Genomic DNA, 13,216 nt, shown 5'->3' on the forward strand with positions numbered 1-13,216 from the left:
GACTCCCCGCTGAATTCAGTTCTACCGTGGCGCGGCTCGTACGGTGAGAATGTGGGCAGGCTGGATATGGGGGTCGAGGCGTACATAGTTGCGCTGCCTCCAGCGATAGGACTCTCCGGAGAGTTCGTCGTCCACGACGAACTCGGCGTTCCAGTCGAGACCCAGGACGGGCAGGTCCAGTTCCACCGTCGCCTCGTGGGTGTGGTGTGGATCCAGATTGATGACCGCCAGTACGACGTCGCCCAGCCCGTGCCTTCGTGTGGCCGGGTCATAGGCTCCGGGAAGTCGTTTCGAGAAGCAGACGATGTCCGGTTGGTCGACCCTGTGGAACCGTAGGTTACGCAATTCCTGCAGCGCCGGATGCGCTCTTCGGAACAAATTCAGATGGGTGATGAACGGGGCGAGGCTCCATCCTTCGCGCTCGGCCGTCACCCAATCACGGGGTTTGTATTGATACTTTTCGCTATCCAGATATTCCTCGCTTCCCGGGCGCACCGGTACGTTCTCCCCGAGCTCGTACCCGGAATAGACGCCCCAGGCGGGCGAGGCGAGCGCGGCCAGCACCGCCCTGATCTTGAACGCCGGAACGCCGCCGTGTTGCAGGTATTCGTGGAGAATGTCCGGAGTGTTGACGAAGAGGTTGGGCCGCAGGTAACTCGAGGTCTCCTGGGCCAGCTCCGTGAGGTAGGTCTCGACGTCGTACTTGGTGTTCTTCCACGTAAAATATGTATATGACTGGTGATAGCCGGTCTTGGCCAGCATGCGCATCATCGCCGGCCGGGTGAACGCCTCCGACAGGAAGATCACGTCGGGGTCGGTGCGGTGCACGTCCGCCAGCAGCCGCTCCCAGAAGGCCACGGGCTTGGTGTGCGGGTTGTCCACCCGGAAGATGCGCACCCCATGGTCCATCCAGTGCCGCAGCACCCGTTTGACCTCGTTGTAGATCCCCTCGGGGTCCTTGTCGAAGTTGATCGGGTAGATGTCCTGATACTTCTTCGGCGGGTTCTCGGCGTACGCGATCGACCCGTCGGCCCTGACCGTGAACCACTCGGGATGCTCCTTGACCCACGGGTGGTCGGGAGAGCACTGCAGGGCGAAGTCGAGCGCGATCTCCATGCCCAGCTCACGCGTGCGGCCGACGAACACGTCGAAGTCGTCGAGCGTGCCCAGGTCGGGATGCACGGCGTCGTGGCCGCCGTCCTCGGAGCCGATCGCCCAGGGCGATCCAGGCTCGTCGGGCTCGGGGCTGAGCGTGTTGTTGCGCCCCTTGCGGTACGTCGTGCCGATCGGATGGATCGGCGGCAGGTAGACGACGTCGAAGCCCATCTTGGCGATGGCCGGGAGCCGCTTGGCAGCTGTCTGGAAATTTCCGGACTTGGAGATGCCGAGCTCGTTCACCACGGCCCCCTCGGACCTGGGGAAGAACTCGTACCAGGAGCCGTAGAGCGCCCGGCGCCGGTCCACCCTGATCTTGTGGGACTTGGACCTGGTCACCAGCTCACGGAACGGATGCGCCTCCAGCAGCGCCGCGGTCTCGGGCAACTGGACGATCGACAGCCGCGCCCGCGGATCGAGCTCCTCGTCCCGCAGCGTCGCGGAGATCGACAGCAGCGCCGCGCGGTGGCCGCAGGTGCTGCCGCCGTTGCCGTTCTGCCTGCTCCGGCCGTCACGGGCGGTCTTTCCCGCCGGCGCGGACTGCCCGCCCGCGCAGTCGGCGGGCCGCACGGCCTTGGCCGCGCGCTCGAACAGCCGGGCGCCCTCCTCGCACATGAGATCGACGTCCATGCCGCGCGGGATCTTGATCTCGGCGTCGTGCAGCCACGTGCCGATCGGATCACTCCATGCCTCCACGCGGAACAGCCAGTCGCCCTCGGCCGGCAGGCACACGTCGACACCCCAGCGGTCGGTGCCGGGCGCGAGCTCGCGCATCGGTCTCAGGCGCCCGCGCTGCCCGTCGGGCGAGGTCAGCACCACGCCCGACGCCACGGCGTCGTGGCCCTCTCTGAACACGGTCGCCGAGACCTGGAAGGTCTCGCCGGCGACCGCCTTGGCGGGCCATTGCCCGCAGTCGACGACGGGGGAGATGGCCGTGATGGGAATTCGTCCGATCATCGCATTCAAGGGTTTGCGGCGGCACTCCCGGTACCGCCGGAGGCTTTCCCTGGCAGGAACGATCCTTGCATGTAAATTGTGGACAGCAGTGGATAGACCTCCCTTGTGTGTCTGCGGGAAGGTCCAACAACCTGGAAAGTTGCCCCAATAGTCCCTCTTCATGCTTGTTCCCGGAAGGGGTTTGAAGGGGCTTGATGGGGGTGAAGGACTCAGAGGTCCCTCCTAGCCCGTAGGGTGCAGAAACGTGAGAGCTATCCGCCGGTTTACCGTCCGCACCGTCCTGCCCGCGGAGCTGGCCGCCCTCGGCGAGCTTGTCCAGAATCTCCGGTGGTCATGGCACCCCGAGACGATGGACCTCTTCGCGGAGGTCGACGCCGACCTGTGGGAACAGGTCGGCCACGATCCCGTGGCCCTGCTCGGCGCCGTCAGCCCGGCCCGGCTGAGCGAGCTGGCGGCCGATCGGCGCTTCCTGCGCCGCCTCGCCGACGCCGCAGACGACCTGCGCGAATACATGACCTCTCCGCGCTGGTACCAGACGCTGCCCGACAGCGCGCGGGCCATCGCGTACTTCTCCCCCGAATACGGCATCGCCGCCGCGCTGCCGCAGTACTCCGGAGGGCTCGGCATCCTGGCCGGAGACCACCTCAAGGCCGCCAGCGACCTCGGGGTGCCGATCCTCGCGGTGGGCCTGCTCTACCGGCACGGCTACTTCACCCAGTCCCTGTCGCCCGAGGGCTGGCAGCTGGAGCACTACCCGTCGCTCGACGCGGGCGGCCTGCCGCTGACCCTGCTGAAGGACACCGAGGGCACGCCGGTCAAGATCCGGCTGAGCCTGCCCGACGAGCGCGAGCTGCACGCCCAGGTGTGGGTGGCCCAGGTCGGCCGGGTGCCGCTGCTGCTGCTCGACTCCGACGTGGCCGAGAACGACACGGCGGCCAGAGACATCACCGACCGCCTCTACGGCGGCGGCACCGACCACCGGCTCATGCAGGAGCTCCTGCTCGGCGTCGGCGGCGTCCGCGCGATCAGGGCGTACTGCAAGATCACCGGACACGCCGAGCCCGAGGTGTTCCACACCAACGAGGGCCACGCCGGCTTCCTCGGCCTGGAGCGCATCCGCGAGCTCACCGAGGCGCGGATGTCGTTCGACGAGGCTCTTGAGGCGGTGCGCGCGGGCACGGTGTTCACCACGCACACCCCGGTCCCCGCGGGCATCGACCGCTTCCCGATCGACATGATCGAGCGGCACTTCGGCGGGGCGGGCGCCTGGCCGACCGTGCCGGTCGAGCGGATCCTGGCGCTGGGCAAGGAGCCCGACCCCAGCCGGTTCAACATGGCGGTCATGGGCATGCGGCTGGCCCAGCGGGTCAACGGCGTGTCCGTGCTGCACGGCGAGGTCAGCCGGGACATGTTCAAAGATCTTTGGCCGGGATTCGACCTGGACGAGGTGCCGATCGGCTCGATCACCAACGGCGTGCACGCGCCGACCTGGGTCGGCAGGGAGTTCATGGAGCTGGCCGGGCGCGAGCTGCCCTCCCTGCTGGAGCGGGCCCGCGGCTGGGAGCACATCCAGAAGATCTCCGACGCCGACATCTGGCAGATCCGCGGCACGCTGCGCCGGCGGCTGGTCGAGGGCGCCAGGGTGCGCCTGCGCAGGTCGTGGCGCGAGCGCGGAGCCTCCGACGCCGAGCTCGGCTGGATCGACGACACGCTCGACCCCGAGGTGCTGACGATCGGGTTCGCCCGGCGGGTGCCGTCGTACAAGCGGCTCACGCTCATGCTGCGCGATCCCGCGCGGCTGACCGAGCTGCTGCTCGATCCCGACAAACCCGTGCAGATCGTGATCGCCGGCAAGGCTCACCCGGCCGACGAGGGCGGCAAGAAGCTGATCCAGCAGATCATCAAGTTCGCCGACCGCAACGACGTCCGCCACCGCATCGTCTTCCTGCCCGACTACGACATGACGCTCGGCCAGCTCATGGTGCAGGGCTGCGACGTCTGGCTGAACAACCCTTTGCGCCCGCTGGAGGCCTCGGGCACGTCGGGGATGAAGTCCGCGCTGAACGGCGGGCTCAACCTGTCGATCCGCGACGGCTGGTGGGACGAGTGGTACGACGGCACCAACGGCTGGGCCATCCCCACCGCCGACGGGGTGGGCAACCCCGACCGGCGCGACGAGCTGGAGGCCGCCGCCCTCTACGACCTGATCGAGCATGAGGTGTCCGACCGCTTCTACGACCGGGGCCCCGACGGGCTGCCGCGCCGGTGGATGGAGATGGTCAAGCACACGCTGGCCTCGCTCGGGCCCAAGGTGCTGGCCGGGCGGATGCTGCGCGACTACGTGGTGACGCTCTACAACCCGGCCGCCGCCTCCGCCCGCGCGCTCAGCGCCGAGTCCTACGCGCCGGCCAAGGCGTTCGCCGCCTGGCGGGTCCGGGTCAACCGGGCCTGGCCGGGGGTGCGGGTCGAGCACGTCGAGGCGGCCGGCGTGGGCGACACGCCGGAGGTCGGGGCCTCCGTCGAGCTGCACGCCACCATCGCGCTCGGCGACCTGGAGCCCGGCGACGTGCTGGTCCAAGCCGCCTACGGGAAGGTCGGGCCGCACGACGAGCTGGTGCACCCGGTCTACTCCACGCTGTCGGTCGCGTCGGTGGACGACGACGGGCGGGCCCACTACACCGGCGCGGTGCCGCTCGACCGTACGGGCGCGTTCGGTTACACGGTGCGGGTCGTCCCGCACCACCCGCTGCTGGCCACACCGGCCGAGCTGGGCCTGATCACCGTGCCCGAGGAACCGGCGGGGATGACCAACGGAACATTGCGCTGACAAGCGGCATAATCGGGGGGTGGACGACAGCGGGAACGGCCTGCGGGCCGACACTCTGGTGGCCACGGTTCGCGGTGTGCTGCCGTCGCTGACGCCTGCCGCCCAGACCGTGGCCCGCCTCATACTCGAAGACCCCGCGACGGTGGCGAGGAGCACCATCACGGAGCTCTCCGCCGCCTCCGGCACCAGCGAGGCGACGATCGTGCGCACCGCCCGGTTGCTCGGCTTCGCCGGATATCCGCAGCTCAGGCTGGCCTTAGCCGCGGCCGCCGCGCAACCGGACCGGCTGGTGCCGGGCGACCTCGCGCCCGACGACCCGCTGTCGGAGGTCATCCAGAAGGTGGCCAGGGCCGAGTCCGAGGCGATCAACGACACCGTCGCCCAGCTCACCTCCGAACGGCTCGGCCTGGTCGTGGACGCCATCGTCGGCGCCCGGCGGATCGACGCCTACGGGGTCGGCGCCTCCGGGCTGGTGGCCGAGGACGTCGCCCAGAAGCTGCTGCGCATCGGCCTGTCCAGCCACGCCTTCCAGGACGCGCACCTGGCGCTGACCAGCGCCGTGCTGCTCAAGGACGGCGACGTGGCGATCGGCATCAGCACCTCGGGCGAGACCCCCGACGTGATCGAGCCGCTGAGCCGGGCCAAGGAGGCCGGGGCGACCACGGTCGCGATCACCAACAACCCCCGCTCGTCCATCGCGGAGCTGGCCGAACACGTGCTGATCTCGGCCGGGCGCGAGACGGAGTTCCGTCCCGGCGCCCTGGCCAGCAGGATCAGCCAGCTCCTCGTCGTCGACTGCGTGTTCGTCGGCGTCGCCCAGCGCACGTTCGACTCCTCTCAGGAGGCGCTCGCGAGCACCAGGCGCGCCGTCAAGGAGTTCACCCGGAGAACGTCACCCGCACGTCGTCAGCCTTGACGTACATCACGCGGTGGCCGAACTGGATCTGCAGGTACTTCGTCTTGCCCCGCACCACCTTGTGGTCCGCCAGGTCGAAGGTGACCGCGCGGTAGTACTCGGTGGCCGCCTGGCCGGCCAGCGTGTACTTCTCGCCCGCCGCGAACGTGTACTGCAGCGGCGTCACCGCCTGGTACGGGATGCCCTCCGGATAGGCCGACTCCTCCGGGTAGGCCCGGCCGAACACCGGCACCGTCGCCTTGCCCGGCTTCGGCGTGACCACCAGCCCCATCGACGGGACGGCGGTCGGAGCGCTCCTCGGGTTGTGGAACCACGCCTTCTGCCCGAGGTACCAGATGGCCGTCCAGTCGCCCTGGCGCTCGGCCACGGCGAAGCGCTGGCCGGTGCTGGCGCGGGCGCTGTGGTCGTAGACGCTGTAGAGGGAGTCGCCGGTCGGGTGCTTGCCGATGTCCTTGATCAGCGGCGCGTCCGCGCGCGGCTCGGTGCGCAGCCAGACGGTGCCGGCGCTGGTCGGCGGGCAGTCCGCCTCCGGGTTCTGGCGATCACAGCCGTAGAAGTGCGGCTTGTTCGTGGCGAAGTCCGGCTTGATCATGACCGAGCCGGCCCTGGGCCCGCCGAACGCGTGCAGCGGCGCGCCCATGAGCTGGAAGTAGTGCGCCCAGTCCCAGAACGGGCCCGGGTCCTCGTGCATGCCGCGCACGGTCGTCGGCAGGGTGCCGGGGACGTTGTCGTGGCCCAGGATGTGGGCGCGGTCCAGCGGCACGCCGTGCCTGAGCGCCAGGTAGCGGACCAGGCGGGCGGACGAGCGGTACATCGCCTCGGTGAACCAGGTGCTGCCCTCGGCCAGGAAGCCCTCGTGCTCGATGCCGATGGACTTGGCGTTGACGTACCAGTTGCCGGCCTGCCAGCCGACGTCCTTGGTCTTGATGTGCTGGGCGATGTGGCCGTCGGAGGAGCGGACGGAGTAGTGCCAGCTGGCGCCGTAGTTCGGGTCCTGGTTGAGGCGGATGGAGGGCAGGAAATATCCCTCCATGTCGTGGATGATGATGTATTCGACCTTCTGGCTGTGCGGCCGGTTCGCCAGGTCGTAGTGCCCGTAGTCGTCGTTCGGCAGTTCCTGGTACGCGGACGGGATCCACTCACAGGAGATCGAGGCGGGACACTCGATCCCGTCGGGGCGCACCGGCGGGCGCAGGCCGAGCTTCTCCAGCCACTTCTCGATCTTCTTCAGGCCCGGCACAGCCGGAAGGGCGACCCGCTGACCGTCGTCGGTCGTCCGCGTGGCCCCTTCCTTGATCGTGGCGAAGACCTCGTCGGCGAAGAACTTGGCCGCGCCCGACTCCTCGGCGCCCGAGTACCGGGCCACCGCGCCGTACCACTGGCCGGGGTCGGCGCTCAGCGGCGCGCCGAGCGCCTTCTGGTAGTCGGCCAGCAGCGCGGCGCCGCCGCGGATGTTGGCGGCGTCGTCCGTACGCAGCCGCTCGTGGCTCTCGCCGGTCAGCGCGGCGGCGCGTTCCATGGTCCGCAGCGAGGCCGGGATGTCGGCCGGCGCGGGCTGGGCCGCCGGAGGCGGGAGGGGGCGGCCGTCGTCGCCGCGGGCGTCCTCCTCGCCCTCGGTGTGATGGTTGGCGGAGGTGAAGGCGGGGGCGTCGGTCAGGTGCATGGGGCCGAACCCGGCGTCGCTGGAGGGCCGGCCGGCGTGGGCGTCCCACCGGGACTCCAGGTAGGAGACGCCCAGCAGCACGCTCTCGGGCACCTGGAACTCCTGGGCGGCGGCCGTGAAGGCCTGCTGCCGGTCCGGGGGCTGCTGGGCGTGCGCCGAGCTCACGTTGACTAAGGGCAGCAGGACGACGAGTGAGGCCGCCGTGAGTATTCTGCGCATGAACCACTCCTCGGGAGCTGGGGGGCGCGTTGTGCAGTTCAGCGTCTCAACATTTTCCTTCGCAGGCGAGATCTTTGCGAAGATATTTTTCATCCCTTAACGGGCGTGGCCGCCGGGTTCCGGCCCGGCGTGGTCGCCGTGCCAGGAGTGCCACAGGGACGCGTACGCGCCGCCCGCCGCGACCAGCTCCTCGTGCGTGCCCAGCTCCGTCAGCCGCCCGTCCCGCATGACCGCCACCCGGTCCGCGTCGTGAGCGGTCTGGAGGCGGTGCGCGATGGCGATCACGGTACGGCCCTCCAGCACCGCGGCCAGGGCGCGCTCCGTGTGCCGGGCCGTGCGCGGATCCAGCAGGGCGGTCGCCTCGTCGAGGATCAGCGTGTGCGGGTCGGCCAGCACCACCCGGGCCAGGGCCAGCTGCTGGGCGCGGGCGCCGTCCGGGCGGTGCGGCCCGTGACGCAGGTCGGTGTCCAGCCCGTCGGGCAGCTCGTCGAACCAGTCGGCGCCCACGGCGGCCAGCGCCGCGCGCAGGTCAGCGTCCGTGGCGGCGGGGGCGGCGATCTGGAGGTTGTCCCGTACGGTGCCCAGGAACACGTGGTGCTCCTGGGTGACCAGGACGACCCGCTCGCGGAGCAGGCTCTGGGACAGGGCGGCGACGGGGACACCGCCGACCGTGACGGAGCCCGTACGAGGGGCGTCCATGCCGGCCAGGAGCCGCCCCAGCGTCGTCTTGCCCGCGCCCGACGGGCCGACGATGGCCAGCCGCTCGCCGGGTCGGACGCTCAGGTCCACCTCGTGCAGCACGTCGGGGCCGCCGTCGTAGGCATAGGACGCTCCGGAGACCTCCAGCCGATCATCCTCGGGTACGGTCGCCCCGCCGGCGGGGGCGTTCGCGGGGGCCGCCGCCATGCCCTCCACGCGGGCGAAGGCGGCGCCGCTGCTCTGCAGGCTCTCCAGCCGTTCCAGCACGGTGTTCAGCGGCTCGGAGAGCTGGCGCAGGTAGAGGGCGGAGGCGACCACCGTGCCCAGCGTCATCGCGGACGGGTCCCGCATCGTGAGCGCGCCCCCGACCAGCAGCACGGCCGCCACCGGGATCGCGTACGAGACGTCCACCACCGGGAAGAGCACACTGCGCAGGGCCAACGTCCTGGTCCTGGCGCGCCTGGACTCCTCGACCGTCCGGCGGCAGGCCAGGAGACGGCGGTGTTCGAGCCTGAGCGCCTGCACGGTGCGGGCGCCGGTCGTGGTGGCCGCCAGCTCCTCGGCCAGCGCCGAGCCGGCGGCGCCCTCCTCCAGGTACGCCTTGAGCGCCCGGCGCAGGTACCAGCGGGAGGCGAACCAGATGCCCGACAGCCCGATCACCCCGCATGCGCCGAGCAGCGGGTCCAGCACGAAGACGGCGGCCAGGATGAACAGCGCCTGGACCGAGGCGATGGCGACGTCGGGACCGGCGTCGCGCAGCGTGGTCCCGACCGACGCCACGTCGGTGGTGCCCCGGGTGGTCAGGTCGCCGGTGCCCGCATGCTCGACCACCGAGGCGGGCATGGCCAGCGCGCGCTCGGTGAACTGCTCGCGGATCCTGGCCAGCGTACGTTCGCCGAAGCGATGACCGACGTAGCTCGCGTACCGCGCCAGCAGCAGTTGCACCACGGCGCAGACGAGGATCGCGAGGGCCAGCCGGTCCACCACGCCGACCGTGGCGCCCGCCTTGACCTCGTCCACGATGCGGCCGAGCAACCACGGCGCGGCCAGCCCCGCGACGGCGGCCAGGCCGTTGAGCGCGAGCATGGCCGCGAACGCCCGTCCGTCCCTCCGGACGAGCCGCACGGCGGCCCGGCGGGTCTGCGCGGCCTCGGCGACGGGCAACCCGCCGCTGCCCTGCGTCACGCCGCTCACCGGCCGGCCTCCTGTGGTGTTGCTGTCTCAGAGGTGGGTGGGCCATCGCTGCGGCCGTCGGTGGTCGTGTCGTCCGGGTCGTCGTCTTCCGTGCCGCGCGACACCAGCGCCCGGTAGCCGGGCTCGTCGCGCAGGAGGTCGTGGTGGGTGCCTGCGGCCACGGCCGTTCCTTCGACCAGGTAGTACACGCGGTCGGCCTGGTCCAGGACGAGGGGTGAGGTGCTGGTGACGGCCGTGGTGCGGCCGGCTCGTACGGTACGCAGGCGCGTGGCGACCGTGGCCTCGGTGTGGGCGTCCAGGGCCGAGGTGGGCTCGGCCGCGAGCAGGATCTCCGGGTCGGCCAGGAGCGCACGTGCCAGCCGGACCCGCTGCCGCTGGCCCCCGGACAGGTTGCGTCCCTGGTCGGCGATGGGGGAGTCGAGGCCGTGCGGAAGAGCTTGGACGATGTCCTCGGCCATGGCCGCGTGCACGGCTCGTGCGACGGCCGCGTCGTCGGGGTCCCGGTTGCCCGCGATGACCTCGCGTAACGTGCCGGCGAACAGGTGAGCCTCGTTGTCCGCCACCAGGATCCGCTCCCGCAGCGCCCCCCGATCGATCTCTCCGAGCCGGACCCCACCCCAGGTCACGCCCGAGCTCGCGGTCCCGCTTGGAGCGGTCTCCCCGTCGAGCCCGCCCGGCAGGTCGGGTCCGCTCGCCGAGTCGAGCCCGCCCAGACGGTCGAGCACCGCCGCCGAGTCCGCTGCCCGCGCGCTGACCAGCGCCGTGACCAGACCTGGAGCGATCTCCACCCCGGAGACCGGATCGTGCAGGGCGGCCGGTGCGGCGGGCGGCGGAAGGCCGGCACCACCGGGCGACGCGGGCTTCCCGCCCGCAGGCGCGCCGGCCTCGGGCCGGGGATCGGGGGAGGTGCCGCCGTCGGGGCGGAGGCTGAGGAAGTGGATCACTCGGCGGGCCGCGACCAGGCCGCGGCTGAGGTCGTAGCCGCCCTCGACGAAGAACGAGACCGGCACCACCAGCACGGCCGCGTACCCGTACAGTGCCACCAGTTCCCCGACCGTGATCTCCCCCTGCACGGCCATCCGGGCGGCCAGCCACGTCACGGCGCCCAGGAACAACGTCGGCAGCCCCACCCCCAGCGCGTGGATCCAGCTCGTCACCGCCCCCACCCGGTACCCCTGCTCCCGCAGCTCCCGCGAGCCGCGCCGGTAGCGTTCGGCGTAGACGTCCTTGCCGCCGATGCCGTTCAGCACCCGCAGCCCGCCGGCGATGTCGGCGAAGCGGGCGGCGAGTTCCCCCTGCCGCCCCCGGTAGGCGGTCTCGGCGCCGCGCAACCGTCCGAGCAGCGGCCCGAGCACGCCGACCAGCAGCGGCACACCCAGCAGCACCACGGCGGCGAGGAGCGGCGAGACGGACAGCAGCAGCCCGGCCACCACGATGTAGGCCAGCACCGCCCCGACCCCGGGCCCGGTGACGGTGAGCGTCTGGGCCATCACGGCGGCGTCGCCGGCCCCGATCGTGACGACCTCCCCGGCGCTCGCCCGGCCGGGCAGTGCCGCGCCGAGCCGGGTCGCGTGCAGGGTCACCGCCTGTACGGTCCGGTACGAGGCGTCCAGCCGCACCCGCGTCATCGTCCGGTGGCGCATGATCGCCAACCAGGCGTTCAGCACCCCGGTGCCGAAGACGGCGGCCACCCACCCGGCCAGGACCGGATAGCGCCCCGTGGCCAGCCCGTCGTCGATGGCCCGCGACAGCAGGTACGGCGGCAGCGTCAGCCCCACCATCCAGGCGGTCCCCAGCGACGCCCCGGCCAGGATCCGCGCCCGCTGGCTCGTGACCAACCACCACAGATACCGCCCGGGGCCGCGGATGTCGGGGGTTCCCGGATTGATGGGCTCTTCCGCCATGTATCGCACACTAGCGATGGACACATCCGGTTTCGCGAGCAGGTCAGGGCACGAGCACGACCTTGCCGGTGGTCCGCCTGGACTCCAGCGCGGCGTGCGCCGCGGCGGCCTCGGACAGCGGGAACGTCTGCACCGCGGGGACGAGCGCGCCCTCGGCCACCGCCGCCAGCGCCCTGACCTCGTACGCAGGACGCCGGTCCTGCTGGCCGAGCAGGAGCATCAGAGCGTTGGTCACGCTCAGCCCGCGCTCGGCGACCAGCCGCGGATCCGGCTCGATGGGCCGCTCGGAGGAGGTGCCGATGGTCAGGCACCGGCCGCCGTCGGCGAGCAGCTCGAACGCCGCCCGCGCCCGGTCCCCGCCCACCCCGTCGAGCAGCGCGGTGACCTTCCTGCCGCCGAGCGCGTCGGCGACCCGCTGCTGCCAGCCGGGCTCGTCGTAGTCGACGGCGAGGTCCGCGCCCAGCTCGCGGACGGCGGTCACCTTGGCGGCCCCGCCCGCCGCGCCGATCACCTGGGCGCCCAGGCGGCGGGCGTACTGGACGAGGAGCCGGCCGACGCCGCCGGCCGCCGAGGTCACGAGGACCACGTCGGAGGCGGTCAGCTCGGCCACGTCGAGGAAGTGCAGCGCGGTGACCCCGGTGACGATCATGGCGACGGCCGACGCGTGGTCGACGCCGTCGGGGACGCGGTGCACGGCCGCCAGGTCGGCGACCGCCAGTTCGGCGTACCCGCCGGGCCGCCCGCCCGCGGTCACGACGTCACGCCCGATCCAGGCCGGATCCACGTCCGGTCCCACGGCGTCCACGGTGCCCGCCACCTCGCCGCCGAAGATCGTCGGCAGCTCGGGCAGCGGCGGCAGCGGTGTCTCCGGGTCGCTGATCCCGCCCTTGCGCAACATCGTCTCGACCAGGTGCACGCCGGCCGCCTTGACGGCGATGCGCACCTGGCCGGGGCCGGGCTCCGGATCGGGGACGACCTCGTAGCCGAGGTTCTCGGCCGGGCCGAAGGAGTGCAGGACGACGGCGTGCATGGGTCTCTCCACAGGGTCGGTGTCGTCGGACCCTGCCCACCCTTCCTCCTCAACCAAGGTTGAGGTCAACCGGACACAGTTGCTGGGCGGCGTCTACCGGATTTGTTCGTGGTGCTCTGGCCTTCAGACCGGGGTGAAGCGGACTCTTTCGCGTAGCGGGGCGGGAACGGCCGTTTCGCTGCAAGGCGGACCGGCGTCGCCGTGGTCAGACCGGGTGGTTTTGCTGCTCGATGTACTGGTGCACGGTCGACAGCGGGGCGCCTGCCACGCTTCCTGCGAAGTACGAGCCGGACCACAGTTTGCTGGTTCGGTAGTAGTGGGTGGCCAGGTCGGGGAATTCTTGGCGCATTCGCCGGGACGTCACCCCTTTCAGTGAGTTGACCAGTTTGGACAGGGTGACCTTGGGCGGGAAGTTGACCAGCAGGTGGACGTGGTTGTCTGCGCCGTTGAACTCGGTCAGTTCGGTTTCGAAGTCCGCGCACACGTCCCGCGTGATCTCTTCCATGCGGGTCAGGTGGGTGTCGGTGAACACCTGGTGCCGGAGTTTGGTCACGAAAACCAAGTGAGCGTGCAGCAGGAAAACGCAGTGTCTGCCGGTCCTTATCTCGCTGTTTTCGGCCATAACCCAATACTAGATCGGTAGGATTTTGGT

8 protein-coding genes are annotated in these 13,216 nt (G+C 71.0%); 2 read left to right on the forward strand and 6 right to left on the reverse strand.

Annotated features, from left to right (window positions below; genetic code table 11):
• Positions 1-21: 21 nt before the first annotated feature.
• Positions 22-2,112: an alpha-1,4-glucan--maltose-1-phosphate maltosyltransferase gene (locus OIE67_RS00685; protein ID WP_326635618.1), complete on the reverse strand. Its 2,091-nt coding sequence runs from the start codon at positions 2,110-2,112 to the stop codon at positions 22-24.
• A gap of 244 nt (positions 2,113-2,356) precedes the next feature.
• Between OIE67_RS00685 and glgP the strand changes: the two genes are divergently transcribed.
• Together glgP and OIE67_RS00695 are read left to right on the forward strand one after the other, a co-directional pair.
• Entirely contained in the window at positions 2,357-4,939 is a 2,583-nt protein-coding gene (glgP, locus tag OIE67_RS00690) for an alpha-glucan family phosphorylase (RefSeq protein WP_326635621.1), read from the forward strand.
• Positions 4,940-4,958: 19 nt separating this feature from the next.
• Positions 4,959-5,855 (forward strand): MurR/RpiR family transcriptional regulator, encoded by an 897-nt coding sequence (locus OIE67_RS00695; RefSeq protein ID WP_106249441.1) that lies wholly within the window; start codon positions 4,959-4,961, stop codon positions 5,853-5,855.
• On the opposite strand, the gene OIE67_RS00700 is transcribed toward OIE67_RS00695, so the two are convergent.
• The 5 genes from OIE67_RS00700 to tnpA form a co-directional block, all read right to left on the reverse strand.
• The gene (locus tag OIE67_RS00700) at positions 5,818-7,737 is read right to left on the reverse strand and encodes an N-acetylmuramoyl-L-alanine amidase (protein WP_326635623.1); all 1,920 of its coding nucleotides are present in this window, start codon (positions 7,735-7,737) and stop codon (positions 5,818-5,820) included. The genes OIE67_RS00695 and OIE67_RS00700 overlap by 38 nt on opposite strands.
• 96 nt (positions 7,738-7,833) lie before the next feature.
• Positions 7,834-9,630: an ABC transporter ATP-binding protein gene (locus OIE67_RS00705; protein ID WP_326635624.1), complete on the reverse strand. Its 1,797-nt coding sequence runs from the start codon at positions 9,628-9,630 to the stop codon at positions 7,834-7,836.
• Positions 9,627-11,534, reverse strand: a complete 1,908-nt coding sequence (locus OIE67_RS00710) for an ABC transporter ATP-binding protein (protein WP_326635626.1) — start codon at positions 11,532-11,534, stop codon at positions 9,627-9,629. The genes OIE67_RS00705 and OIE67_RS00710 overlap by 4 nt, the downstream gene beginning before the upstream one ends.
• Before the next feature lie 43 nt (positions 11,535-11,577).
• Complete coding sequence (locus OIE67_RS00715; protein WP_326635628.1) at positions 11,578-12,564, reverse strand: zinc-binding dehydrogenase; 987 nt, start codon at positions 12,562-12,564, stop codon at positions 11,578-11,580.
• Positions 12,565-12,769: 205 nt separating this feature from the next.
• The gene (gene tnpA / locus OIE67_RS00720; protein ID WP_326635630.1) at positions 12,770-13,186 is read right to left on the reverse strand and encodes an IS200/IS605 family transposase; all 417 of its coding nucleotides are present in this window, start codon (positions 13,184-13,186) and stop codon (positions 12,770-12,772) included.
• Positions 13,187-13,216 lie beyond the last annotated feature (30 nt).

Origin of the sequence: Nonomuraea fuscirosea, from assembly GCF_035917475.1 — a bacterium.
GTDB classification, from domain to species: Bacteria; Actinomycetota; Actinomycetes; order Streptosporangiales; family Streptosporangiaceae; genus Nonomuraea; species Nonomuraea fuscirosea.